General features: G+C 71.4%; 23 protein-coding genes. 8 read left to right on the forward strand and 15 right to left on the reverse strand.

What is annotated here, in order from left to right; all coding sequences use genetic code 11:
- The first annotated feature begins 94 nt into the window (after positions 1–94).
- Positions 95–1,612, forward strand: coding sequence for a protoporphyrinogen oxidase (gene hemG, locus OHA65_RS29180; RefSeq protein WP_371645127.1), 1,518 nt, complete (start codon positions 95–97; stop codon positions 1,610–1,612).
- Positions 1,613–1,635: 23 nt separating this feature from the next.
- Entirely contained in the window at positions 1,636–2,349 is a 714-nt protein-coding gene (gene hemQ / locus OHA65_RS29185) for a hydrogen peroxide-dependent heme synthase (RefSeq protein ID WP_327279167.1), read from the forward strand.
- A 114-nt stretch (positions 2,350–2,463) separates the two neighbouring features.
- On the opposite strand, the gene OHA65_RS29190 is transcribed toward hemQ, so the two are convergent.
- From OHA65_RS29190 to OHA65_RS29235, 10 genes are all read right to left on the reverse strand, one after another.
- The gene (locus OHA65_RS29190; RefSeq protein ID WP_405757275.1) at positions 2,464–4,242 is read right to left on the reverse strand and encodes an alpha/beta hydrolase; all 1,779 of its coding nucleotides are present in this window, start codon (positions 4,240–4,242) and stop codon (positions 2,464–2,466) included.
- A 97-nt stretch (positions 4,243–4,339) separates the two neighbouring features.
- On the reverse strand, positions 4,340–5,173 hold the full coding sequence (locus OHA65_RS29195) for a TIGR04222 domain-containing membrane protein (protein ID WP_405757278.1): 834 nt from the start codon (positions 5,171–5,173) through the stop codon (positions 4,340–4,342).
- The gene (locus OHA65_RS29200; RefSeq protein WP_405757280.1) at positions 5,131–6,210 is read right to left on the reverse strand and encodes a TIGR04222 domain-containing membrane protein; all 1,080 of its coding nucleotides are present in this window, start codon (positions 6,208–6,210) and stop codon (positions 5,131–5,133) included. Before OHA65_RS29200 ends, OHA65_RS29195 begins: the two co-directional genes overlap by 43 nt.
- Positions 6,207–7,532 carry a DUF692 domain-containing protein gene (locus tag OHA65_RS29205; RefSeq protein WP_405757283.1) on the reverse strand — a complete coding sequence of 442 codons (1,326 nt, stop codon included), beginning with the start codon at positions 7,530–7,532 and terminating at the stop codon, positions 6,207–6,209. The genes OHA65_RS29200 and OHA65_RS29205 overlap by 4 nt, the downstream gene beginning before the upstream one ends.
- Before the next feature lie 168 nt (positions 7,533–7,700).
- Positions 7,701–9,677: an NB-ARC domain-containing protein gene (locus OHA65_RS29210; protein ID WP_328764112.1), complete on the reverse strand. Its 1,977-nt coding sequence runs from the start codon at positions 9,675–9,677 to the stop codon at positions 7,701–7,703.
- Between the two features lie 23 nt (positions 9,678–9,700).
- A complete protein-coding gene (locus tag OHA65_RS29215) occupies positions 9,701–11,506 on the reverse strand; it encodes an ABC transporter ATP-binding protein (protein WP_328764113.1) in 1,806 nt (601 codons plus the stop codon).
- Positions 11,507–11,604: 98 nt separating this feature from the next.
- Positions 11,605–12,840 carry a JmjC domain-containing protein gene (locus tag OHA65_RS29220; protein WP_328764114.1) on the reverse strand — a complete coding sequence of 412 codons (1,236 nt, stop codon included), beginning with the start codon at positions 12,838–12,840 and terminating at the stop codon, positions 11,605–11,607.
- A gap of 99 nt (positions 12,841–12,939) precedes the next feature.
- A complete protein-coding gene (locus OHA65_RS29225; RefSeq protein ID WP_328764115.1) occupies positions 12,940–13,098 on the reverse strand; it encodes a hypothetical protein in 159 nt (52 codons plus the stop codon).
- Between the two features lie 485 nt (positions 13,099–13,583).
- The gene (locus OHA65_RS29230) at positions 13,584–14,087 is read right to left on the reverse strand and encodes a hypothetical protein (protein ID WP_328764116.1); all 504 of its coding nucleotides are present in this window, start codon (positions 14,085–14,087) and stop codon (positions 13,584–13,586) included.
- Positions 14,088–14,182: 95 nt separating this feature from the next.
- On the reverse strand, positions 14,183–14,992 hold the full coding sequence (locus OHA65_RS29235) for an aminoacyl-tRNA hydrolase (protein WP_328764117.1): 810 nt from the start codon (positions 14,990–14,992) through the stop codon (positions 14,183–14,185).
- Between the two features lie 71 nt (positions 14,993–15,063).
- Here OHA65_RS29235 and OHA65_RS29240 point away from each other — a divergent pair, with 71 nt between their 5' ends.
- From OHA65_RS29240 to OHA65_RS29255, 4 genes are read left to right on the forward strand one after another with little or no spacing between them, the layout of a single operon-like run.
- The gene (locus OHA65_RS29240; protein WP_327279176.1) at positions 15,064–15,738 is read left to right on the forward strand and encodes an AIM24 family protein; all 675 of its coding nucleotides are present in this window, start codon (positions 15,064–15,066) and stop codon (positions 15,736–15,738) included.
- On the forward strand, positions 15,735–16,559 hold the full coding sequence (locus tag OHA65_RS29245) for an ATP-binding cassette domain-containing protein (protein ID WP_328765256.1): 825 nt from the start codon (positions 15,735–15,737) through the stop codon (positions 16,557–16,559). Before OHA65_RS29240 ends, OHA65_RS29245 begins: the two co-directional genes overlap by 4 nt.
- Positions 16,556–17,215: an ABC transporter gene (locus OHA65_RS29250; RefSeq protein WP_328764118.1), complete on the forward strand. Its 660-nt coding sequence runs from the start codon at positions 16,556–16,558 to the stop codon at positions 17,213–17,215. The genes OHA65_RS29245 and OHA65_RS29250 overlap by 4 nt, the downstream gene beginning before the upstream one ends.
- Positions 17,216–17,229: 14 nt before the next feature.
- Positions 17,230–17,442: a hypothetical protein gene (locus tag OHA65_RS29255; RefSeq protein WP_328764119.1), complete on the forward strand. Its 213-nt coding sequence runs from the start codon at positions 17,230–17,232 to the stop codon at positions 17,440–17,442.
- A gap of 36 nt (positions 17,443–17,478) precedes the next feature.
- On the opposite strand, the gene OHA65_RS29260 is transcribed toward OHA65_RS29255, so the two are convergent.
- The 5 genes from OHA65_RS29260 to zapE all read right to left on the reverse strand — a co-directional run bounded on the left by OHA65_RS29260 (position 17,479) and on the right by zapE (position 22,627).
- Positions 17,479–18,402: a polysaccharide deacetylase family protein gene (locus OHA65_RS29260; RefSeq protein ID WP_405757291.1), complete on the reverse strand. Its 924-nt coding sequence runs from the start codon at positions 18,400–18,402 to the stop codon at positions 17,479–17,481.
- Positions 18,403–18,485: 83 nt separating this feature from the next.
- Positions 18,486–19,439, reverse strand: coding sequence for a PPK2 family polyphosphate kinase (locus tag OHA65_RS29265; RefSeq protein WP_405757294.1), 954 nt, complete (start codon positions 19,437–19,439; stop codon positions 18,486–18,488).
- Between the two features lie 78 nt (positions 19,440–19,517).
- Positions 19,518–20,867: an alkaline phosphatase PhoX gene (locus tag OHA65_RS29270; RefSeq protein WP_329314895.1), complete on the reverse strand. Its 1,350-nt coding sequence runs from the start codon at positions 20,865–20,867 to the stop codon at positions 19,518–19,520.
- Between the two features lie 200 nt (positions 20,868–21,067).
- Complete coding sequence (locus OHA65_RS29275) at positions 21,068–21,493, reverse strand: OsmC family protein (protein WP_327133997.1); 426 nt, start codon at positions 21,491–21,493, stop codon at positions 21,068–21,070.
- A 63-nt stretch (positions 21,494–21,556) separates the two neighbouring features.
- Positions 21,557–22,627, reverse strand: a complete 1,071-nt coding sequence (gene zapE, locus OHA65_RS29280) for a cell division protein ZapE (RefSeq protein WP_327285830.1) — start codon at positions 22,625–22,627, stop codon at positions 21,557–21,559.
- Positions 22,628–22,711: 84 nt separating this feature from the next.
- Here zapE and OHA65_RS29285 point away from each other — a divergent pair, with 84 nt between their 5' ends.
- Positions 22,712–23,491, forward strand: a complete 780-nt coding sequence (locus OHA65_RS29285; protein ID WP_327279181.1) for a pyrimidine reductase family protein — start codon at positions 22,712–22,714, stop codon at positions 23,489–23,491.
- A gap of 148 nt (positions 23,492–23,639) precedes the next feature.
- A complete protein-coding gene (locus OHA65_RS29290) occupies positions 23,640–24,107 on the forward strand; it encodes an indole-3-glycerol phosphate synthase (RefSeq protein ID WP_327279182.1) in 468 nt (155 codons plus the stop codon).
- Positions 24,108–24,122 lie beyond the last annotated feature (15 nt).

The following is a 24,122-nucleotide window of genomic DNA, read 5'->3' on the forward strand; positions in this document are numbered from 1 at the left end:
CGCCGGTTTCGCCCCGGCGGTCCCGGGCCGATCCCGATGCGGTCACGGTCCGGCCTCGGTGATCGGCCGGTGAACGGTCTGAGACGATGTGTCCATGCACGAAGCGGACATGCGTACGGACGGCGCGACCGGTACGGGCGCCACCGGCGGAACGGGCGGCCGGCCCGGCCCGGCCGGCCACGCCGTCGTCATCGGCGGCGGCATCGCGGGCCTCGCCGCGGCCCACCGGCTGCTCGCCGACGGCCTGCGCGTCACGCTCCTGGAGGCCGGGACGCGCCTCGGCGGCAAGCTGCACGCCGGAGAGCTCGCCGGTGCCCCCGTCGACCTCGGCGCCGAATCCGTGCTGGCCCGCCGGCCCGAAGCCCTGGAGCTGGCCCGGGCGGTGGGCCTCGGCGAGGCCCTCCAGCCGCCCGCCACCGCCACCGCCCACCTGTGGACCCGCGGCGCGCTGCGGCCCATGCCGCGCGGCCACGTCATGGGCGTCCCCGGCGACCTGGCCCCGCTCGCCGCCTCCGGGGTGCTCTCCGCCGAGGGCCTGGCCCGCATCGAGGCCGAACGCACGCTGGCGCCCACCGAGATCGGTGAGGACGTCGCGGTCGGCGAGTACGTCGCCGCCCGCCTCGGCCACGAGGTCGTCGACCGCCTGGTGGAACCCCTCCTCGGCGGGGTGTACGCCGGCGATGCCTACCGCATCTCCATGCGCGCAGCCGTCCCCGCCCTCTTCGACGCCGTCCGCACCCACCCCACGCTGACCGAGAGCGTCCGCGCGCTCCAAGCCGGGGCCGCGGCCCGCGCCGCCGCCGAACGCACCACCGTCACCGGCGCGGCCGCCACCGGGGCCTTCTTCGCGGGGATCTCCGGCGGCATCGGGCGCCTGCCGCTCGCCGTCGCCGACGCCTGCCGGGCCGCCGGGGCGCGGATCGCCACGGGCACCGCCGTGCGCGAGGTCCTGCGGACCGCCGGAGGCTGGAGGGTCGTCACCGACGTCGAGGTGATCGACGCCGACGCCGTGGTCCTGGCCGTCCCGGCCGGGCCCGCCGCCCGGCTGCTGGACGGGCTCGCCCCGGCCGCGGCCACCGAGCTGCGGACCGTCGAGTACGCCTCGATGGCCCTGGTGACGATGGCCTTCCGGCGCTCCGAGCTGCCCGCCGCGATCACCGACGGCGACGCCAGCGGCTTCCTCGTACCGCCCGTCGACGGGCGGACCATCAAGGCCTCCACCTTCTCCAGCAACAAGTGGGCCTGGGCCGGCGCCGACCCGGAGCTGTTCCTGCTGCGGACCTCGGTCGGCCGGTACGGCGACGAGGGCGACCTGGGGCGCGAGGACTCCGAGCTGGTCGACGTCTCGCTGCGCGACCTCGGCGGGGCCGTGGGCCTCGCGGCCCGGCCGATCGCCTCCACCGTCACCCGTTGGGACGGCGGCCTGCCCCAGTACCCGGTCGGCCACCTCGCCCGCGTGGCCCGGATCCGCGACGCCGTCGCCGCCCTGCCCGGCCTCGCCGTGTGCGGCGCGCTGTACGACGGCGTGGGCATCCCGGCGTGCATCGCGAGCGCCGGGAAGGCCGCCGACGTGGTGATGGCCACGTTGGGCACCCCTGGCACCGACCACTGATCAGCACACGGGACAATGGACACATGACTGCACCAGAGAAGATTCCCAACGCGGGGAAGAAGGCGAAGGACCTCAACGAGGTCATCCGCTACACCCTGTGGTCCGTCTTCAAGCTGAAGGACGTTCTGCCCGACGACCGGAGCGGCTACGCCGACGAGGTCCAGGAGCTGTTCGACCAGCTGGCAGCCAAGGACATCACCGTCCGCGGCACCTATGACGTCTCCGGCCTGCGAGCCGACGCGGACGTCATGATCTGGTGGCACGCCGAGACCTCGGACGAGCTGCAGACCGCGTACAACCTGTTCCGCCGCACCAAGCTCGGCCGCGCGCTGGAGCCGGTGTGGTCGAACATGGCCCTGCACCGTCCGGCCGAGTTCAACAAGTCCCACATCCCGGCCTTCCTGGCCGACGAGGTCGCCCGCGACTACGTCAGCGTCTACCCGTTCGTGCGCTCGTACGACTGGTACTTGCTGCCCGACGAGGACCGTCGCCGCATGCTCGCGGACCACGGCAAGATGGCCCGCGGCTACCCGGACGTCCGGGCCAACACCGTCGCGTCCTTCTCGCTGGGCGACTACGAGTGGATGCTGGCCTTCGAGGCCGACGAGCTGTACCGCATCGTCGACCTCATGCGTCACCTGCGCGCCTCCGAGGCCCGTATGCACGTCCGTGAAGAGGTGCCCTTCTACACCGGACGCCGCAAGTCCGTCGCCGATCTGGTGGCCGGGCTCGCCTGATACCTCCCCTGGGGGGAAGGAGCCGGAGGACCACTCTCGTGACTGGGAGCGGCTTCCGGTGGATCGGGAGGCCCAGCCCCCGAATCGACGCAGCCGGAGACCCCGCCCGGAAGTTCAGACGACAGGCGGCAGCAGAGCCCTGGGTACCTTCCCGGGGGCCTTCGCTGCCCGGTCGTCCAGCGACACCGGTGCGGGCTCCGGATGCGGCGCACACGTGACACGCCACCCCGAGGTGTCACCCGTCAGCAAATACCGCTCCACGTGGCGGTCCACGCAGTCATTGCGCCCGCCGACCACTCCGTGGGTGCCGGCCCCCTCCTCGGTGACCAGCGCCGCCTCGGCGCCGAGCCGCCGCTGGAGCTCCAGCGCACCCGGGTACGGGGTCGCCCCGTCCCGCTCCGCCGCGACGATCAGCGTGCGCGGGATCCGCGCCGGCTGCGCGCCGACCGCCACCGGCTGCTGCCGCTCGCGGACCGGCCAGTACGCGCACGGCAGGTTCAGGAAGGCGTTGGCCCAGGTCTCGAAGGGCGCCCGGCGGGCCAGTTCGGTGTTGTCGCGGTCCCAGACCTCCCAATCCGCGGGCCAGGCGGCGTCGTTGCACAGCACCGCCGTGTACACCGCCCGTGCGTTCTCGCGCGCGGCCGCCGACTCCGTTTCGGGGCGCGCCTGTTGGACCAGCGGGCCCGGATCGCCGGCCAGGAAGGCGCCGAGTGCGGCCGCCCGCTCCGGCCAGACGTCGTCGTAGTACGCCGCCTGGAGGAACGCGGCCTGGAGCTCGCCGGTCCCGACCGCCCCGCCCGCCGGCGCACGGGCCACCGAGTCCCGCACCCGCTCGTAACTCGCCTGCACCGCCGCCGGGGTGGCGCCGAGCCGGTACGCGGCGTGGTGGCGGGCGGCCCAGGCGCGGAAGTCGTACCAGCGGCGCTCGAACCCCGGCGCCTGGTCGAGGTTGTCGAGGTACCAGATGCGGCGCGGGTCGGGGTCGACCGCGGAGTCGAGGACCATCCGGCGGACGTGGCCGGGGTGCAGCGTGGCGTAGACGGCCCCCAGGTAGGTGCCGTACGAGGCACCCATGAAGGTCAGCTTCTCCTCGCCGAGCGCGGCCCGCAGCACGTGCAGGTCGCGGACGTTGTCGAGGGTCGAGTAGTACGCCAGGGCGGCACCGGCCCGCTGCGCGCAGCCGCGGGCGTACGCCCGGGCGGCGGCGACGCGCTGCTGCTTGTACCCGGCGGAGGGCTCCGCCGGGACCTGGGTGGGGCCGTGGGCGCGGGCGGGGTCCTCGCAGGACAGCGGCGCGGAGCGGCCGACACCGCGCGGGGCGTAGCCGACGAGGTCGTAGGCGGCGCCGATGCGCTCCCACTCGGGGAGACCGGCGACGAGCGGGAAGAACGTCCCGGAGGCGCCGGGACCGCCGGGGTTGTAGAGGAGCGCCCCCTGCCGCGCGGCGCCGCCGCGTCCGGTGGCGGCGACCCGGCTGACGGTGAGGGAGATCTGCGGCCCGTCGGGCCGCGCGTAGTCGAGCGGAACCCTGAGCGTCGCGCACCGCACGGAAGAGGGGAGCTCCTCGGCTTCGGGGCAGGCCCCGAAGCCGAGCCGATCGCCGCTGGCGGTTGCGCGGGAGCCGGAGTTCGGGCCGGCGCCGGCGCCGCCGGTGGCTGTGGCGCGTGGGGCCGAGGCGGCCTCGGCCGCACGGCGGGCGACCAGTTCGGCTCCCGCGTCGGCGGCGGCCCTCCTGGAGGCGGAGCCGGCGGTCCCGCCGGACCCCGTGGTTGCACCGGTCGTGGTGGATCCGGGGACCGTGGAAACGGGGGGTGCGGCGCGGGCCGAGGGGGACAGGGCGAGGGAGAGGACCGCCGCGGCGACTCCGCAGCGGGCGAGCGGAGTCCGCATCATGGGCCGCCTTCATCTCTTCGGATGAGCCGATGAGATGCGCTCGACGGGACCCTTGTACAGGACCGCCGCCGGGTGTCGGCCGCGATCCCCCCGTTGCCTAGGCAAGAGCCGCCCGTAAGGCGGGATCCGTCAGGACGCGGACCCCGCGCAGCGCGACCGCCGTGAGGCAGTCCCCGTGGGCGAGCTCCCGGTCCAGCGCGACGAGCAGCCGCTGCCCCGCCGGGGACGCCCACGCGGAGTACGGGTACGTCTCGAACCGGGCGATGGCCAGGCAGCCCAGGGTGAGCAGCAGCGGCAGCGCGAACCAGCTCAGGATCACCGTGACGGCGGTCCCGCCCGCCGGAACGCACAGTGCGGCCCCGGCCGTCGCCGCCACCAGCAGCGCGGCCCGCCGCACGGCCCGGACTCCGCCGGCCACCCCGCTTCGGGCGGCGGCCGGCAGCGCGAGGCCCGCCGAGCCGAGTCGCTGCGCGAGGGCCCGTACGGCCTCGTCCCGGGCGGCAGTGCTCCGTACGACGGACACCGGCGACTGCCCGTCCGGCCCGAACGCGCCGAGCACGGACCGCTCGTGCGGATCGCGGCCCACCGGGTCGACGACGGTCGCCCAGCCGGTGTGGGCCAGCAGCAGCCGCCGCTCGCGCTGCATGGACAGCAGCGTCAGCTCGGCCACCCGTCGGGGGCCGCCGGCGAGGTAGGCGGTCTCGTACGGGTTCAATTCGTCAGGGCGCAGTCCGGCGCCCGCACCGCCGTCGGGTGCGGGCGCGGGTACCGAGGCCACGGCGGCGGCCCTCAGCAGGAGGGTGCACGACGCCAGCACCCCTGCCCAGGCCGTCAGGAGGAGCAGGACCCAGAACATGGCGGATTCCCACGAAGTGTAGAAGTGCCCGGTCAGGAACTGCTGCCGCAGCTCGAACCGGACGAACTGCCGCAACTGGAACTGCTGGAACAACTCGAACCGCTGGAGCAACTCGAACCGCTGGAGCAACTGGAGCCGGACGAGCAACTGGAAGCGCCGGAGCAGCTGGAACCGCCCGAACAGCCACTGGAGGAGGATCCGCAGCCCGCCCCGGAGCCCGTGCCGCCGTCACTGCTCGCGCACCATACGACGGGCAGGATCGCGGCGGAAGACCCGCAGGAGTCGACGGGCGACGAGGACGACGTCGACGACGAGGTCGAGGACGGACCGCGGCGCGCGGAGCGGGCCTGGGCGGCCGCCAGCCGGGTACCGCGGGCGGCCGCCGCCAACTGCTCCCGCAGGTGCGGGTCCTGTAGCCCCCGCAGCCCGTACAGGGCGGTCTGCACGTGCGGCGTCCGGTCGTTCAGGTACCGCGCCCGCATCTCGCGCAGCGCCGCCCGCCCCGCCGGCGTGAGCCGCTGCCTGGCCCGTGCGGCGAGGACGCAGCCCATCACGATCCCGCCGGCCAGAGCGGGCAGCACCTTGAGGATGAACGGCACCTGAGGGTCCGGGTCGAGCGCCAGCGCCACGAACGTGAGCGGCAGCGAGAACACCACCCACGCCGCGCACACCACGGTCTGGGCCAGCGCCCGGCGCCGCCACTTGCGCCCGGAGCCGGGGGCGGCCAGCAGCCCGCGGGCGGCGAGCGCGTCGCCGGTCTCCTGGACGGCCGGGTCGACCATGGCGGCGTACCGCACCTGGTAGAGCCAACCGGACGGCGCCTGCCGGTGGGCTTCGAGGACGGCCCGCTCGGCGATGCCGTCGGCCCGCGCCCCGGGGCACACCTGGACGATCCCGGGACCGCCGGCCACCAGCCGGCCGTCGCCGAGCATCGAGACGAGCGCGGTGTCCACGACCGCGCCGGGGCCGCCCGCCATGAACGCGGCCTCGGACAGGTCGTGCAGGCGCGGCGCCGGGCCGGCCGAGCGCGGCCGGGACCGCCGCACACCGAGGCCCAACAGCAGGGTGGAGGCGATGACGGCGACCCAGATCGCCACGGCGAGGGCGTTCATGCGGCACGCCCCACGAGGGTGCGGGCCCAGCGCACGATCCGGCGCGGCGGCCGGGCCCCGGCCCGGTCCTGCCACCAAGTGGTGAGCCGGCGCCGGGCGGCCGGGTCGGCGGGCAGGTCCCGGATCAGCAGGTGCTCGGCGAAGTCGAGGGCGTCCCGCCGGTATCCGGCGGTCATGGGCCGGTTGCGGGCGTAGTCGAGGAAGGCCTCGCGGTACGGGTCCGCACCGCCCAGGATCCCGGGCAGCTCGGGCGCGAGCTTCGCGACGACGCCGGCCCGCTTGGCGGCCAGCGCCCGCGTCTGCACGCCTACGCGCTGCCGGTCGAACCCCTCGGGCACGGGCGTACCGGCCACCAGGGCGGACAGCAGCGCCGCCTGCTCCAGGGCGACCCGCACGCGTGCCCGCTCCAGCCCGGCCCCCGCTCCAAGCGCTTCAGGCGCTCCAGGGGTTCGAGGCGTTCGCGGGGGGTGCGGCGCTTCGGGCGCAGGGCGGGCGGGGGACGCTCCGACCGTACCGACCACTCCGCGGATCGCGGCGAGTTCCGCCGCCAGCTCCGCCTCCGCCGGGAAGTCGTCGTCGCGCTCCAACAGCACCCCGGCCGGCTCCACGCGCCGCCGCAGCTCCGCCAGGATGTCCAGCACCACCGGCGGTACCGGATGCGCGTGCGTGTCGTGCCACACCCCGCCCCGCTCCACGCCCCCGGCGACGTGCACGTACGCGAGCGCCTCCAGCGGGATCGAGTCCAGCAGGGCGAACGGGTCCTCGCCCCGGTTCACCCGGTTCGTGTGCAGATTGGCCACGTCGATCAGCAGCCGGACCCCCGTCCGCTCCACCAGCTCCGTCAGGAACTGCGCCTCCGTCAGCTCCTCCCCGGGCCAGGAGATCAGCGCGGCGATGTTCTCCAGCGCCAGAGGCACCGGCAGCGCGTCCTGCGCGATCCGGACGTTCTCGCACAGCACGTCCAGCGCCTCCCGGGTCCGCTGCACCGGCAGCAGGTGCCCGGCTTCCAGCGCCGGCGAAGCCGTCCGTACGAAGGCGATGTGCTCGGTGACGACCGGCGCCCCCAGCGCCACCGCCCGCTCCCCGAGGGAGGCCAGCTTCGCGGCATCGGGCCGTTCGGCGCCGCCGAGGCCCAGCGAGACCCCGTGCGGCACGACCCGTACCCCGCGCTCGCGCAGCCGCAGCAGGGACGCGGGCAGGTGGCCGGGGCAGATGTTCTCGGCCACCACCTCGACCCAGTCCAGGCCCGGCAACCGTTCGACCGCGTCCGCGATCTCCGGCCGCCATCCGATGCCCACCCCCAGGTGCGCCATGCTCTTCATGTCCCCTCGCCCCCTCTCATCGGTCGTGTGCCGATGTCATCGCCCCGACGGAGTCGGGCCAACCGCGAAGAGGGACGTTCAGAGCAACATTTGAGGTTCCCGGCCAGCCCCCTCCTTGGAACCGGCGCATTCGCATGACCATCAGCACAGCCGTTGTTGCTCCGGCCTTCACACGCAGTGGCAGCTGCCGACGTCGTCGGAGGGACGGGACCACGGGCCGAGGTCATCTGGGCCGAGGTGGCCGGTGAGGCCCGGGTGATGTGGAAGACGTTGGTGCACCGGTGTGTGGTCGGCCGAGGCAGGCTGCTCGCGCTGGCGGAACGGGGCATACGGGGCTCCGAAGCCCTGCGCGATGAAAGCAGTGCCGGACAGAGCCGCCCGCGCAACCTGTTCGCCGCGCCTTTCGCCGCTTTCGTGTCTTGCTCCGGTCTCGGTGACGCCGAGTGCCGGCAGTTGGTGCTCGCTGTCCAAGAAGCCCAGAGGGCAGGCTGCTTCGACAACTTCGTTGCCCGTTCCAGCACGCCAACCCGTGGACCCGGGCGAGGTCCGCTCCGCCACGGATACCGCCGCGCTCACCGGGACCGTCCGGACGGAGATGCTTGGTGCCGGTTTGCCGCCACCCATGTACCACCGGGTTTCGGTCGTCGATCGCCACCGTGCCCGCTCCGCCGCCGTACTCGGCTCGTCTCTCCGGCTGCGCCGCAGACGCCGGGCGAATTCGGCCGTGTACTCGGAGCTTTCCTCGGCTTCGGCGCGTTCTCGCGCGTACAGGTGAACGAGCTTGTGAAAACGGTATTTGCCGGGTGCGGGCGAGGTGAGGAGGTGAGAATCCACGAGCATGGCCAGCCGCGGCTCGATCGCTTTCTCCTCAACAAATGCACGGGTGATCTGCGAAATTTTAAATTCCGAACGATCGTTGAGTCCGAGAAGTCGGAAAAGCCGGGCCGTCGCTGCGGGTAACGCCAGGTACGACCAGGAGAAGACGGCTCGGAGTGACGTGGCCGGATCTCCCGGAATGTCTAAACCTTCGAGTCGATTTGGATTCCTGATCATCGTGTCCACCCATTCTGAGATGGGATTGGCAGGGTACCGTACCAGGCGTTCTCCGATAATATGCAGTGCCAGTGGAAGGCTGCCGCAGAGCGACACCAGCGTGGCCACCGCTTCGGGCTCCGCGTTTATCCGGTCCATGCCGACGACGTTCGCCAGCAAGTGAAGGGACGCGTCTTTCGGTAGGCAATCCAGATCGACCCTCAAGGCGCCGTGCCGGATGGTCAGACCAGTGAGGCGATCGCGACTGGTCACGACCGTGACGCTGCCCGGGCTGTTGGCCAGCAGGGGGCGTACTTGCTCTGCAGATTGTGCATTGTCCAGCACTATGAGCATCCGCCGCCCGGCGAGAGCCGTTCGGTACATGCCAGACAGCTCGTGGGTCTCTTTCGGCAGGGTGTCCGCGGGGTGCCCGAGAGCGGCGAGGAATCCGTGCAGCGCGGTCGACGGTGTCATGGGGGGGCTTTCTTCGAATCCCCGCAGGTCAACGTACAATTGTCCGTCGGGAAACGAATGTGCCCGATCGTTGGCCCAGTCCAGCGCCAACGCGGTCTTTCCCACGCCGGGCATGCCGGTGATGGCCAAAAGGGCTGGAAGGCTGTCGCTGAGCCGACTGGCGACATACTGGTTCAAACCCTCGCGAACTTCTTCCCGCCCGAAGAGCTCTGCCATCGCGAACGGAAGCTGAGCGGGGTGCGCGTGTTCAGGTGAAGCGCTCGATGGAGTCGAAACGTGGGGATCGGCGCGCGTGGCTTCCTTGCGTGGCGGGTCACCACGTCGGCTGCGAGGGGCCACGCCGTCGAAGGCCGGCGCCCTGTCCTCCCCGGGGAGGCGTGTGCGAGAATCCAAATGACTATTTCGAGCGACCGCCAATAACTGGGCAGTCTGCACTGCGTCGAGTTCCAGTGCTGCAGCCAGCATTTCAACGGTCTTGAGGCGGGGTGTGGCAGCACCTTGCCCCTGCTCGATGTATCGGATGGTACGCACGCTTAGACCTGCGCGATCTGCCAGCTCTTCTTGCGTAAGACCGGCAGATATGCGTAACCCCCTGACCATTTTCCCCCCGTTTTGGTGCAATCTGCTCTCAATTCTCATGAGTTGGAAACGGACTGTATATCCTAGGTCGACTCCAAGGTCTTGGCCAACGGTTTTCCTGCCGCCCTCTGTGTGTCTGCCGGGTCCTGGGACAAAGAAAGTAGCTCTGTGTAACGGCCCCTCATGGCGACGAGTTGGTCATGCGTACCGTGTTCGACGATGACGCCCTTGTCGAGGACAACGATCTTGTCGGCTCCCCTGACCGTGGACAACCGGTGGGAGATCGTGATGGTGGTCCTGCCCTCGGACAAGCGGTCGAGGGCCTGCTGCACGGCGGCCTCGGTACGTACGTCCAGGGCGCTGGTGGCCTCGTCCAGAACCAGAACGCGAGGGTTGCGCAGCATGGTGCGGGCTATTGCCAGCCGCTGCTTCTCCCCACCCGAGAACCGGTGACCCCGTTCACCCACGATGGTCTGGTAGCCGTCCGGAAGGCCGGCGATGAGGGAGTGGATCTGCGCGGCCCGAGCCGCCGCAACGAGCTCCTCGTCGGATGCCCCCGGCCGGGCGAAGCGCAGGTTGTCGGCGATGGTCGTGTGGAAGAGGTGAGTGTCTTGCGACACGACTCCCACGGTTGCCGCGAGAGTGGCAAAGCTCAAGTCGCGAACGTCGACCCCATCGATGGTGATCCGACCGGCCGTGACGTCGTACAGCCTCGGGACGAGATAGCCGAGGGTGGTCTTGCCCGCGCCACTGGACCCGACCACGGCCAGGTGGCCACCGGCCGGGAGGTCGATGTCGACACCTCGAAGCACCTGATCGTCACCGTGAGAGAACGAAACCCCCTCGAAGCGGACGTGACCGTGATGCGTGGGGATCGCGACCGGCACGGGCGCTTCGACCACGTCCACCGGCATGTCCAGATACTCGAAGACCCTCTCGAACAGGGCGAGCGAGCTCTGGACGGTGATGCCGACCTGGAGGAGCTGCACCGACGGGCCGAAGAGGGCCTGCTGGACAGTCGTGAAGGCCACCAGCGTTCCCACTGAGATCGACCAGCCGCCCTGCCCGGCCATTCCAGCTGCCCAATATATGCCGATGGGCATGGCGGCCATGATGATCTGAAGCGTCGACTGACGCCATCTTCCAGCCATGGATGCCTGGACGTTCAAGTCGGTCAGCACTGCGGACTCACGGGCGAATTCCTTGGTGAGCGTGCCGGTGCGCCCGGAGACCCGCCCCAGCAGGAAGCCGTTCACGGACAGGGATTCCTCCACGAGAGTGGACATGAGAGCGAGTTGTCGCTGTCGACGCAGGGTGAACTCCCTTCGCTCCTCCCCTACGTTGCGGGTGATCCACACGAACAGGGGAAGCATGAGCACCGAGACGACGGTGAGCCGCCAGTCCAGCGTGAGCATGGCCACCAGGCTGGCGATCAGGGTCGTCACGCTGCTCACCACCGTGGTGCTCACGCTGGTGACGGTGACCGTCATGCCACCGACGTCGTTGGCGATCCGGGACTGGACTTCGCCATTGCGCGTCCGAGTGAAGAATGCCAGGGACATTCGCTGCAAGTGCGTGTAGACGGCGTTCCGGAGGTCGTTCATGACGTGCTGGCCCACGGAGAGCGACAGGTACGACTGGAGGATCCCCAGGACTGTCACGGTTCCCACGATCGCCAGCATTCCGCCGGCCAGAACGGACAGAAGGCTGGTGCGGTGCTCCGGCAGGGCGACGTCCATGATGCCCCGCAGCAGGAACGGGGAAATCATTCCCAGAAGGGCTGAAACGACAATGAGTGCGAAAACCGCAGCGAGCCTGCCGCGGTACGGGACGAAGAGGCGGAGGATCCTGCGCAGTGGAACGGGTGAGGGCTTGGCGGCCGGTGGCATGACGTTGTTCTCCTTGCGGGCGGCACAAGACGCGACGGCAGGTCGGCCGACCCCGGGAGGGCCTGTCCGACCTGCCGCCGGGCGTTCATTCCGTGGTTCTACGCCAGGGTCAGGAATCCCTCACGCACCATCGTCTTGACCAAGAGCAGTCGCCCGGGCTCGTCCAGCAGCCCCTGAATGGTTCGCGCGGTGAAGGACGGCTCGGTTCCCTCGGCCACGAACCGGACCTCATCGGCCACGTGTACCGGGAGTTCGACCATCTTGTTGTGGAAGTGGAGCTGAACCGTCGTGTCCGACTTCCGCATGTCCCAGCGGATGCCCGGCCGGCGGTGGACCGTGGTGTCCAGGTCCATGCTGCCGAGCTGTTCCAGGTCGGTCAGGTGGTTGCGCAAGTCGGGGGAGTTGACGGATATCGCCTGGGTGATGGCGTTCTCCATCATCCCCGCAGCGGACAGTTTCTCCGTCAGGATGCCGATGAGCCGAGTCAGGTCCTCCTCGGTCTGTCGGCTGAGCTCCTTGTCGGAGACGAACCCCAGCGGAAGACCCTGACGGAACCTGACGTCACTCTTCATCACCTGCTCAAGTGCCTCGACCAGGATGCTTGCCCGCAGGATCGGCCGGGCGCCGAAGGTGAGGTGCAGTGATGCGCTGTCGGTGGAGCGCGCCGCGTGCACCGTTCCCCGCGGCAGGTACAACAGGTCTCCGGGGTACAGGTCGAACTCGTGCTCCGGCTCACCGTACTGATCCAAAGGAACCTGGTGGTTCTGATGCTTCAGCGGGAGCTCATAGCGAGTGCCGTACAGTGCCCACCGCTTGACGCCATGTGCCTGGGCGATGAAGACGTCGTGATTGTCCTGGTGCGGCTTGAACCCCTGGGCCTTACCGCCCGGCGTGAGATACGTGTTGACCTGGAATTTGGCGTTCGTCTCGGCACCCAAGGCGTGGACGAGCCGCTTCAGGGGTGCCCAGCGGCCGTGCAGCCCGTCGACGATGATCGTCGCGCCTTCGCGGTAACTCGCGTAGACCGCTTCCTGCGCGTTGGTGTGGCCGTGCGGGCCGAAGGCGAGCCGGTCGTCCAGCGACACGATGCTGCCCTCAATGGCCACCCGTACATCTTCATTGTGCAGGCTGGCATGGGACAGAATATCGTCCATGTTGTCGAGCGTCAGCAAGTCTGCGTAGTACGCGCGGTCCCCGCGGCGGATCAGCAGCGGCTTCTTCTCGAAGAACTCACTCTGGAATGTCGCCATATCCAGCGGGGCGATCAGCCTTGACAAGCCGAGAGCCGGCTGCGCGGTCGATTCGCCGTTCTTCTCATACGTAATGGTTTCCACGCGCACACCTCTCAATATGAAACGAAAACTGAGGCCTACCGGCCACCAGGGCCTGCGGGACCCGGGACGGAGCTCTTGGATCCCGCAGGCGAGGACGGCTTAGGCGTCGTTGTCGTCGAGTCCGTGGTCCCTGCCGAATGCGGCAAGTTCGAAGTCCCCGCGACCCTTGTTGGTGTCGCCCCACGGCCAGCTCATCTGCCCGGTGGTCTCGTCGGGACGTACAACCTGGATGTCGGCAGCATTCAGACTATTGGACATGCTAATTTTTCTCCTTTGGCGAGAAATGGCGACAGGTCGAAAATTTGACCTAATTCATGATCTCTGAAGTTGCGGCGTGTGCCAAGGCAAACTTTTCGGCAAAATCACCGGCAAAATCGCCTCTCGACGGAAGTTCCGTCGAGAGGCGATTTTGCCGGTGTAGCGGTCGGGGGGAGCTCGCGTCGGCGGTGCTCGGCCGACGCCGCCGACGGAACCGGCAGAACCCCAGCTGAGACCGGCAACGTGGCTCGCTGCAGGCGGGTGGGCTCTATGGAAGCCCCCGCTGCCCGGGAGTGGACGTGCGTCGGTGTGCGCACGCAAAAGGCAGGCCCGGATCCACTGGGTCCGGGCCTGCCTTGTCATGTCTGGAGTTGTTGCCGAAGCGTCATGCCCGCGTGAGGCGTGAGGTGAGGGTGGCGGCGGCTTGCCAGGGCTTCAGCAGGTCGCTTTGGCGATCGGCCGCAGTCGAGGAGCCGTCCTTGAGCTCAGCTCTTGGCGTTCGCCTCCGCGTTGGCGAAGAACTCGTCGGCAATGGTGCGGGCGCGGTCAATGTCGGTAAGCGGTTCGCCGATGATGCGCCCTGCCAGCTCGGTGGCCAGGCCGAGAACGTCTTCGCGAAGCTCGGCCTCGGCGATGACCCGGTCCGCACCGAGCTGAACGGTGGCGACGGCGACGAGTTCCTCGCGTAGCCGCTGCCCCTCCGCGCGAACAGCGGCGAGCAGTGTTACGCCTTCCTCGTGTGCAGCCTGACGGATCTGCGAGGCTTCGTGACGGGCAGCACTCAATTCGGCATGGTACTCCGCATGAATGCGCTGCGCTTCAAGCCGGACTTCCTCGGCTCGTTCGGTGGTGCCCGCGGTGGCCTCTTCGCGCTCCGCGAGAGTCTTCTCGATCCTGGGGAGCAGGGTCTTGGTCAGGGTGGCGAAGACCGCTAAGAAGGCGATGAGGCCGACTGCGAGGTCGAAGAGATTTGGTTTCAGAGGTCCCATAATCTGATCGTAGCGACACGCTCCTGGTCCCTGTTTCCAGTGGCGTGTACAAGATGGCCAGAAAGTGGTTATGCAGTAACGGATATGGCTGAGTGTCAGTTCTGCCGCTTCGAATCGACGGCTCGTTGCTCTTCGCCGGGAGTGCCCTGTCCGGGCCTCAGGCGGGCCCGCAGGGCCGGATGGTCCGCGACCACCGTCGCCGAACCGGGTGCGATCTCCGTGAACCCGGCGTCCCGCACCACCGGCAGCCCGCTCCCGCTCAGCTGCGCCCACTGCTCGCGCGGGGCCGTCCGCACGGCCAGCCGGAAACCCGAATCCCGCCACGCGGTGCGCTCCGGGGCGGTCAGCTCCCACCAGGCCAGCTGCGCCGCGTGCCCGGCCTGGGCCATCGCCTTGCCGGCGGACATCTCCAGGTCCGGGTTGAGCCACAGCACCGCGATCCCCGGCTCGACCGGAGCGAGCGGCTCAGGGTCGTCCAGGTCGGTACCCGAGACCTGGAGCTTGGCGAGCTCCTTGGGCCAGCCGTCCAACGGCACCGGCGGGAAGACCCGTACCTCCGCCGCGCCGCCGTGCACCGTGACACCGGGCAGGGTCGAGGCCTTGCGCCACTCCGCCCCGCGGGCCCGCCGCACCACCTTCCGGATCCGCGCGTCCTGCCAGTCCCGCACCGCCCCGGCCCATTCGCCCTCGCCGTGCGACCGTACGTCGGTCAGCAGCACCAGGACGGCCCGGGCAGCCGTCTCCAGCGCGTCCGTCCGGGCGGGCGGTTCGGCCTTCTCGATCCGCACCACCAGGGGCAGGACGAACTGCGGTGCCTCGTCGCGGGCGGCGTGCTCCTGCCGGAAGGGGCTGTCCGCCCCAACCGCCGGTACGTCTGAAGTGTGGTTCTGGTGCTGGCTGCTCATCCCGCCAAGAATGCCAGGCTCCATCTTCAGGATGATGTCGCAGGGTCCCGGCCCGGGTGAGGATCGAGGCCATGAAGAGTGATCTTTTCGCGTCGGAGAACCTCGCCCAACCGTCTGCCGCTCCCGGCATGACCCTCCAGAACGCCAAGTCCGTGAAGTACACCGTCAACGGTGAAATGCTGGCCCGGCAGGGCTCGATGGTCGCCTTCCGCGGGAACCTCCAGTTCGAGCGCAAGGGCCAGGGCATAGGCGGCATGCTCAAGCGCGCCGTCACCGGCGAGGGCCTCCCGCTGATGTCCGTACGCGGGCAGGGCGAGGCCTGGTTCGCGCACCAGGCCGGCTACTGCTTCGTCATCGACTTCGAGCCCGGCGACGCGCTGACCCTCAACGGCCGCAACGTGCTCTGCTTCGACCCCACGCTCTCCTACGAGATCAAGATGGTGAAGGGCGCCGGCATGACCGGCGGCGGCCTCTTCAACAGCCTCTTCACCGGCACCGGCAAGCTCGCCGTGGTCTGCGACGGCCACCCGATCATCATCCCGGTCACCGCGCAGAACCCGGTGTACGTGGACACCGACGCCGTGGTCGGCTGGAGCGCCCAGCTGGAGACCGGGCTGCACCGCTCCCAGTCGGTCAGCTCGATGATCCGCGGCGGCTCCGGCGAGGCCGTCCAGCTCATGCTGCGCGGAGAGGGCTTCGTCATCGTCCGCCCCAGCGAGGTGACCGAGACGGCGGCGGCCCACTGAGGCTCACCGGCGTGGGCCGCCGCTACGGACTGCGCAGGCCCTGGGTGCTGCGCGGGATCGAACTCGACCTGCCGGCCGGCGCCCTCGTCCGCATCGAAGGCCGCAACGGCGGCGGCAAGTCCACCCTGCTGCGGATCGTCGCCGGGATCGACACCCCGTCCGAGGGGCGCATCACCGGCAGGCCGCGCCGCACGGCGTACGTTCCCGAGCGTTTCCCGGCGGCGCTGCCGCTCACCGCGAGCGCCTACCTGACCCACATGGGTCGGGTGCACGGGCTCCGGCGCACGCAGGCGGCGGACCGGGCGGCCCGGTGGCTGGAGCGCTTCGGCGCCGCCGCGTACGCGCAGACCCCGCTGGCCGAACTCTCCAAGGGCAGCAGCCAGAAGGTGGCCGTCGCGCAGGCGCTGCTCGCCGAGCCCGGGCTGCTCGTCCTCGACGAAGCGTGGACCGGGCTCGACGCGCCCGCCCGCGCCGAGCTGGACCGGGCCGTCGCCGAGCGGACCGCAGCCGGAGGCACCGTGGTCTTCGTCGACCACGACCCGGAGCGGCTCGCCGGCGCGGCCGAGGCACACCACCGGGTCGAAGGGGCCGCGCTGGTCCCCGTACGGGCACCTGCCGAGGCCGCCGGCGCGGGACCCCGCGTACGGATCGAGGCCGCCGGACCGCCGGGCGCCGAGCCGCCCCCGGGGCTGGCCGCCGCGCCCGCACCCGGCGGGGGCCTGCTGCTGACGGTGCCCGCCGCCCGCTCCGACGCCGTCCTGCGCGACCTGCTCACCGCGCCGGAGCCCTGGCACATCCGAGCCGTGGAGGAACTGCCGTGACCGGCCTGATGCGGTACCAGAGCGCACTGCTGCTGCGCTCCCAGCGGTGGATCGCCCCGCTGCTCCTGTACGCGGCCTTCCTGGCCGCCGGGGTCCGGCCGGGCGACCCGCTGCTGGACTCGCTCGGCTTCACGGCCGCCGGACTGGTGCCGATCACGGCCTGGCTGGTCCGGGTCTGCGTCACCAACGAACCCGACGCCGCCCGCGACTGCGCGGCCGCCGCGGCCGGCCCCGTACGGGTGCACGCGGCGGCCCTGCTCACCGCGCTGGGCGGGGCGCTGCTGGCCGCTGCCGTGGGTACGGCGGCGGTGCTGCTGATCGCCGACTCCGGCAGGGCGGAACACGTGGAACGGCAGGACGCGGCCCTGGCCGGGGTGTTGGCGGTCCTCGCCTGCGCGCTGACCGGCGCGGCCGTGGGGGCCCTGTGCAGCCGGCCGCTGCTGCGCCCGACCGGGGTCGCGGTCCTGGCGGGCGGCCTCGGCTCGCTGCTGGCCTGGGGCCTCGCCGGCTCCCCGGCGCGCAGCGCGGTGACCGCGCTGGTGGAGGGTTCCCGGGCACACACCGTGACGCTGCCGCTGGCGTCCTTCGCGGGGGCGTTGGTGCTGGCCTGCGGGGCGGGCGCGGTGGCCTGCCTCGTCAGCGCGCGCCGGGGCTGAGTACGCTCGGGGGCATGGACGAAGTGGACCGCGAACCCGAGGGCACGGCCGGGACCGGGGCGTACTGCCCGACGCCGACGTCCCCGGCGGGGCGGGTGCCCGGGCCGCCGTACGCCGACTGCCTCGCGTGCGGCGAGCCCACCGAATACGGGGTCGCCACCCCGGGCGTGGTGCTGTGCCCGGTCTGCGAGTGGCAAGAGGCGCAGCGCACCGCCTGCTCCGGCTGAGGCCCCGAGCTCCTCCGCCCCGGCACGGCCGCGGCACTACTTTCCGATGAGCTCGGAGACCTTCACGAAGCGGTAGCCGCGCTTGCGCAGCTCCGGGACGATCTTCTGGACGGCTTCCTCGGTGACCGGCGCGGCGCTGCGCGTGCAGTGCATGACCACCACCGAGCCGGGCTTCACGCCGGTGAGGACCTGCTCGGCCACCGCGTCCGGGTCCTTGGCGAAGGCGTCCCCGCTGACCACGTCCCACTGGACGGCCGTGACCTTGGCGGTGGACACCGCCCTTAGGGCCTGGTCGTCGTAGCAGCCGCCGGGGAAGCGGAAGTACGGGACCGTGTTGACCGCGCCGGCCGTGCGGAAGGCGGCGAAGGCCCGGTCCACATCGGCCCGGGCGGCGGCGGCGTCGAGCGTGGGGAGCCCGTAGCAGGGGGACTTGAAGGCGTGGTGGCTGTACGAGTGGTTCGCGATCTCGAAGTTCGGGTCGGTGCCGATGGACTTGGCCTGGTCCGGGTACTCCTCGGCCCAGCGGCCGGTCATGAAGACCGTCGAGGGCACCTTGAGCCGCCGCAGGGTCGCGATCAGCTGGGGGTTGTCGAAGTGCTCCCCGCCCGCGGCGCGCGGCCCCTGGTCGGAGGTCATGTCAGCGTCGAAGGTCAGCGCGACGGTCTTGTCGGTCTGCTGCTTCGCCCGCTCGAAGACCGGGGTCAGGCCGTTCGGCCCGGGCGCCAGGGTCGGGGCGGCCTTGCCGGGCGGCGGGGCGGCGGCAGGGGCGGAGCCGGCTGCCCCCGGCGGGGCGGGGGCGGCGGAGGACGAGGGCGCTGCGGAGGCCCCGGGGGTGCCCATTCGGGCTTGGCTGCCGGAACCGGATGCGGAGGTGTCGCCGCCTCCGCATCCTGCGAGGGCGGTGCAGAGAGCGGCACTGAGGGCGGCCGCGACCGCCACATTGCGCATGGAAAGGGTCACGGATGCAAAATATATGACCATCTGTCAATCGGATCGCAGCGGCGCGGGGGCCGGTCGGGGAATCGCCCGCCCGCAGGACCCCGTCAGCTTTCGAGCAGCCGGGCGCGGCACGCCTCCACGTCGTAACCCGCCTCGGGACAGCTCGGACCGATCTCCTCCAGATGCTCCAGCAGCAGCTTGCTGACCGCCCAGTTCCGGTACCACTTGCGGTCCGCGGGGACCACGTACCAGGGCGCGGCGTCGCTGGAGCAGCGCTCCAGCGCCAGCTCGTACGCGTGCCGGTACTCCGGCCACACGGCGCGGTCGTCGATGTCGCCCGGGCTGAACTTCCAGTGCTTGTCGGGGTTGTCGAGCCGCTCCAGCAGCCGCTTGAGCTGCTCCTCCGGGCTGATGTGGAGGAAGACCTTCACGAGGGTCACGCCGTCCTCCGCGAGCGACTGCTCGAACCGGTTGATCTGCGCGTAGCGGCGGTTCAGCTGACTGCGCGACACCAGCTCGCGGACCCGCGCGATGAGGACGTCCTCGTAGTGCGAACGGTCGAAGATGCCGATCTCGCCCGGCGCGGGCAGGGCCTTCCTGATGCGCCAGAGGAAGGGGTGCTCGTGCTCCTCGGGCGTGGGCGCCTTGAAGGCCCTGACCCGGCAGCCCGAGGGGTTGAAGTGGCCGATCACGTGCTTGACCGTGCCGCCCTTGCCGCTGGTGTCCATGCCCTGGAGGACGAGCAGCACGCGGCGCCGGTCCCCGGCCGTGCTCGCCGCGTACAGCCGCTCCTGGAGGGAGGCGAGGGGGTCGGCCAGCAGGGCGCCGGCGGCCAGGCCGGCCGCCTTCCCCGCCGGTCCGCCGGGGGTCGCGGCGGGATCGAAGGCGTCGAGGTCGAGACGCTCACCGGCGGGGGCGCGGAGCAGCGGGCGCAGCGCGACGCCCCGGGTGCCCTGGTCGCCCCGGCCCTCCCGCCCGGTCTTCTCCCGGTCCTTCTTCCCGCCGTCCTTCTTCTTGCCGTTCTTCGCGCCGTCCTTCTTCTTGGTCTTCTCGGCCACTGCCACCTACCCCGATCCGGTCGACTCCCTCCGATCCTCCACCACATCGGACGGGGTCGCGAGGGCACGGCCGCAGGGTCAGTGCCAGGGTCCCGTCACCGCGAAGGTGGTCCCCGGCGCGTAGGCGTTGACGTACATCGTCCGCCCGTCCGGAGCGAAGGTGACCCCGGCGAACTCCCCCCACTCCGGCGCCCCGGGCCGGCCGATGTCGTCGGCGTTGCGGGCCACCGGGTAGACCTCGCCGTCCCGGGTGACGCCGAAGACGTACTGTGCTCCGCCGCCGTCCTCGCACACCATCAGGCCGCCGTCCGGGGCCAGGCAGATGTTGTCCGGGGAGTCTCCGGGCAACTGGACGTCGGTCGCCGGGCCGAAGAGCACGTCGAGACGGATCGTGGAGCGTCGCGGATCGTGGAACCACACCTGGCCGTGGTGGTCGGCGGCCGCACCTTCGACGGTGCGGGCGTAACTGGAGACGAAGTGGACGCCGCCGTCGCCCCAGTAGCAGCCCTCCAGCTTCTGCGCATGGGTGATCCCGCCCGGCCCGAAGTCCTGGAACCGGATCGGGGTGCCGGCCGCAGAGGGGTCCGGTACGGGGACCCACTCGACCGGGAACTCGGCGCCCGGCTCGTCCATCACCGACAGGTCCGCCACGCCGGGGACGCGCAGGGCCTGGAGGGTGCCGCCGGCGCGCAGGGAGCCGGTGCCGCCGAGGGGCTGCGCGGGCAGGAACCGGTAGAAGAGACCGAAGGGCTCGACGAACGCGTCCTCCGTCTCGTAGACGGTTCCGCGGTACGGGTCCACGGCGACGGCCTCGTGCGCGAAGCGGCCCATCGCGGTCAGCGGGACGGCGCCGGAGCGGTGCGGGTCGGCGGGGTCGACCTCGAAGACGAAGCCGTGGTCCTTGGTGTAGCCGGAGGTCCCCGCCCGGTCCTCGGTCTCCTCGCAGCTGAGCCAGGTGTTCCACGGGGTCCGGCCGCCCGCGCAGTTGACGGCGGTACCGGAGAGGGCCACGCGCTCGCCGGTGACGTTGCTGCTCGGGTCGAGGTCGAGGAGGGTGCAGCCGCCGAGGGCGTTCGGGTCGTACGTGAGTCCGCGGACGGCCGGGACACGGAGGGCGGCGGTGGTGCGGTTCTCGTGGTTGCGGACGAGACGGACGCGGCCGGAGCCCGCGTCGAAGGCGGCCATGCCGTCGCAGTTGGCCGGCACGGCGCCCTCGCCCGAGCGGAGGGGGTCGCCGGCGCGGGACAGCACCCGGTAGCGGAACCCGGCGGGGAGGTCGAGCAGCCCACGGGGGTCGGGGAGCAGGGGACCGTACCCGTGGCGGGCCGGGACCGCGGCGCGGGAGCTCCCGGCGAAGAGCGCGCCGAGGGCTCCGCTGAAGACGATGCCGGTGCCGGCGGTGAGCAGGTTGCGACGGGTGACGGACATCGGCGGCTCCCGGGGCGAGGGGTGAGGGGGCCGTGTTACCACGCGCCCCCACCCCCCTCGCGCTCCGACGCGTACGAAGCCGGTCGGCCCTCACCCCACCGGCCGGGTCCCCGGGGCGTCCGGCTGCGGCGGCTGGGCGGGACCCCGCCCGCGCGCGGCCGGCCCGGGCGGGTCCCGGTCGGGCAGGGGTGCGCCGGGTGTCAGACGAGTTCGGCGCTCAGGGTGATCGTCGTGCCGGTCAGGGCCTGGCTGACCGGGCAGTTCTTCTTGGCGTCCTCCGCGGCCGCGGCGAAGCCCTCCGCGTCCAGGCCCGGGACCTCGGCGCGGACGGTCAGGTGGATCCCGGTGATGCCCTCGCCCGGCTGGAAGGTCACGTCCGCCTTGGTCTCCACCCGGGTGGGCGGGGTGCCGGCGCCGTCCAGGCCGTGCGAGAGGGCCATGGAGTAGCAGCTGGAGTGCGCGGCGGCGATCAGCTCTTCCGGGCTGGTCTTGCCGTTCGCGGCCTCGGCGCGCGAGGGCCAGGAGACGTCGAACGAGCCCCGACCCGAGGAGTCGAGGGTGACGACGCCGGCGCCCTTGAGCAGGTTGCCTTCCCAGTTGGTGTGCGCGGTACGCGTGGTGGCCATGGTGGATCCCTTCGCAGAAGTGGGAACGGCCGGCCCGTACGGGACGGGCCGGCGTCCCCAAACCTACTGGGACACCAGGGGTTTCGCGTCGCGCGCCAGTGCGGTGAGCCTTGAGATGGCCCGGAAGTACTTCTTGCGGTAGCCGCCGTTCAGCATTTCTTCACTGAACAGCCGGTCGAACGGCACTCCGGACGCCAGGACCGGTATCTCGCGGTCGTACAGCCGGTCCGCCAGGACCACGAGCCGCAGCGCCGTCGACTGGTCCGGGACCGGGCCGACGTCGGTCAGGCAGACCGCCGAGATGCCGTCGGTGAGGGCGCCGTACCGGCTGGGGTGGACCCGGGCCAGGTGTTCGAGCAGGCCCGGGAAGTCGTCCAGGCTCGCGCCCTCGGTCGCGTACGCGGCCTTGGTGACCTGCTCGTCCGTGAACGGCGCAGGCGCCTCCGGCAGGCCGCGGTGGCGGTAGTCCTGGCCGTCGATGCGCAGCGGGCGGAAGTGCGCCGAGAGCCCCTGGATCTCGCGCAGGAAGTCCGCGGCGGCGAACCGGCCCTCGCCGAGTTTGCCGGGCAGGGTGTTGGAGGTGGCGGCCAGCGCCACGCCCTGTTCGACCAGGCGGCTGAGCAGCGAGGACACGAGCACGGTGTCGCCCGGGTCGTCCAGCTCGAACTCGTCGATGCACAGGAGGCGGTGGCCGCCGAGGGTCTGGACCGTCTGCTGGAAGCCGAGCGCGCCGACCAGGTTGGTCAGCTCGACGAAGGTGCCGAAGGCCTTGAGCTGGGGCTCGGCCGGGGTGGCGTGCCACAGGGAGGCCAGCAGGTGCGTCTTGCCGACGCCGTAGCCGCCGTCGAGGTAGACCCCGCGCGGGGCGGCGGGGGCCGTGTTCTTCGAGGCCCTCGCGAACCAGCGGCGCTTTCCTCCGCCGCTGGCGTGGGATCCGCCCAGGCCTGCGGCGAAGTCGCCGAGCACGGTGACGGCCTCGGCCTGGCTGGGCTGACCGGGGTCCGGGTCGTACGTGTCGAAGCGCACCGAGTCGAACCGCGGCGGCGGCACCATCTCGGCCACCAGCCGCTCGGCGGGGACCCGCGGCTCGCGGGCGCACAGGGCCTGCGGGCCGGCGTCGCCCGGGCCGGCTATCGGGGGTCGCCCGTAGGTGGATCCGGAGGTGGAGAGTGATGTTGACACAGCTCTTAACTCTACGGGGCGTGGCACACTGCACCGATGCGACGCCTGTTCCCTGTGACCGATCAGACATCAGCCCCGGCGGACCGCGGTGACCGTGAGTGGTCGCTGGACGAGCTGGCGGACGCGTACGCGTACCCCGGGCTCGGCGCGGACGGACACTGGCTGCGGGCCAACATGGTTTCCACCCTGGACGGCGCGGCCCAGCACGACGGGCGCTCGCAGCCGATCTCCGGCGAGACGGACATGCGGATCTTCGGCACCCTGAGGGCGCTGGCCGATGTGGTGCTGGTCGGCGCGGAAACGGTTCGCCAGGAGGGGTACCGCCCGGCCCGGGCCCGCGAGGCCTTCGCGGCCCGGCGGGCGGCCGCCGGGCAGGGTCCCGCGCCCGCCATCGCGGTGGTCACCGCCAGTCTGGACCTGGACTTCTCCCTTCCCCTGTTCACCTCCCCCCTGGTGCCGACCCTCGTGGTGACGGGGGCGGCCGCACCCGCCGACCGGGTGGCGGCGGCGGCCGCCGCCGGGGCCGAGGTCGTGCTGGCCGGCGAGGGGGCGGGCGCGGATCCGGTCCGGGTGGTCCGCGAGCTCGCGGACCGGGGGCTGCGCCGTCAGCTCACCGAGGGCGGGCCCCGGCTGCTGGGGCAGTTCGTGGCCGCCGACGCGCTGGACGAGCTGTGCCTGACCATCTCGCCGATGCTGGTGGCGGGAGGGGCCCAGCGGATCTCCGGAGGGCCCTCGGTGGCCGTGCCGCACAGGCTGGCGCCCGCCTCGGTACTGGAAGAGGCCGGGTTCCTTTTCACGAGCTACCGTCGGATCTGACAAGGGGCGGAATTTCTTGTTCCGCTTTGCTTCCGCTGGGCACATACCTGGGCAGAGATATCCCCGCAAGGCCCCGTGCGAGAGCGGGGAAGGATGGTTTCCGCAGGGGCCGGCCGACCGGCCTCGGCCCATGAAGGAGAGGGCGTCCGTGTTCACGAGCGTTTTGATGATCGAGCAGCCGCTGACCAGCGTCGACGTGGACTTCGTCACCAGCCTGCACGGGGACGACCCGGTCTCCTTCCTTGTCCTCATGCAGCCCCGGGGCGACCAGGACCGGCTGCTGCGCGCCATCGACGACGTGGCCCTCGGCGAGCTGCCCGAGGCGCTCCGCGAGGCCGACGTACCCGAAGGGCACGCCGCCCGCGGCCCGGCCGAGCAGGCGCTCGTGCACTCCCTGGAGGCCTTGCGCAAGAAGGGCGCCAAGGCCAGCGGGCAGATCATCGAGGACCATCCGCTCGACAAGCTGAAGGCCGTCGTGGAGGAGGCCAACGCCGACGAGGTGATCGTTTTGACCGCCCCGCACTTCGTCGAGGAGTTCTTCCACCGGGACTGGGCCTCCCGGGCGCGCCACAAGGTCGGGGTTCCGGTGCTGAAGCTCTTCGCCCACAACGAATAGGCTGGCGTCCGACAC

The organism is Streptomyces sp. NBC_00045, assembly GCF_045041095.1.
GTDB lineage: Bacteria > Actinomycetota > Actinomycetes > Streptomycetales > Streptomycetaceae > Streptomyces.

Excerpts from the sequence above, each read along its gene's own strand:
- OHA65_RS29275 (WP_327133997.1), bottom strand. The coding sequence starts at position 21,493 with ATGGCCACCACGCGTACCGCGCACACCAACTGGGAAGGCAACCTGCTC.
- OHA65_RS29205 (WP_405757283.1), bottom strand. The coding sequence starts at position 7,532 with ATGAAGAGCATGGCGCACCTGGGGGTGGGCATCGGATGGCGGCCGGAG.
- OHA65_RS29230 (WP_328764116.1), bottom strand. The coding sequence starts at position 14,087 with ATGGGACCTCTGAAACCAAATCTCTTCGACCTCGCAGTCGGCCTCATC.
- OHA65_RS29200 (WP_405757280.1), bottom strand. The coding sequence starts at position 6,210 with ATGAACGCCCTCGCCGTGGCGATCTGGGTCGCCGTCATCGCCTCCACC.
- OHA65_RS29240 (WP_327279176.1), top strand. The coding sequence starts at position 15,064 with ATGAAGAGTGATCTTTTCGCGTCGGAGAACCTCGCCCAACCGTCTGCC.
- OHA65_RS29235 (WP_328764117.1), bottom strand. The coding sequence starts at position 14,992 with ATGAGCAGCCAGCACCAGAACCACACTTCAGACGTACCGGCGGTTGGG.
- OHA65_RS29210 (WP_328764112.1), bottom strand. The coding sequence starts at position 9,677 with ATGAGAATTGAGAGCAGATTGCACCAAAACGGGGGGAAAATGGTCAGG.
- OHA65_RS29270 (WP_329314895.1), bottom strand. The coding sequence starts at position 20,867 with ATGTCCGTCACCCGTCGCAACCTGCTCACCGCCGGCACCGGCATCGTC.
- OHA65_RS29225 (WP_328764115.1), bottom strand. The coding sequence starts at position 13,098 with ATGTCCAATAGTCTGAATGCTGCCGACATCCAGGTTGTACGTCCCGAC.
- OHA65_RS29215 (WP_328764113.1), bottom strand. The coding sequence starts at position 11,506 with ATGCCACCGGCCGCCAAGCCCTCACCCGTTCCACTGCGCAGGATCCTC.
- OHA65_RS29190 (WP_405757275.1), bottom strand. The coding sequence starts at position 4,242 with ATGATGCGGACTCCGCTCGCCCGCTGCGGAGTCGCCGCGGCGGTCCTC.
- OHA65_RS29255 (WP_328764119.1), top strand. The coding sequence starts at position 17,230 with ATGGACGAAGTGGACCGCGAACCCGAGGGCACGGCCGGGACCGGGGCG.
- hemG (WP_371645127.1), top strand. The coding sequence starts at position 95 with ATGCACGAAGCGGACATGCGTACGGACGGCGCGACCGGTACGGGCGCC.
- hemQ (WP_327279167.1), top strand. The coding sequence starts at position 1,636 with ATGACTGCACCAGAGAAGATTCCCAACGCGGGGAAGAAGGCGAAGGAC.
- OHA65_RS29285 (WP_327279181.1), top strand. The coding sequence starts at position 22,712 with ATGCGACGCCTGTTCCCTGTGACCGATCAGACATCAGCCCCGGCGGAC.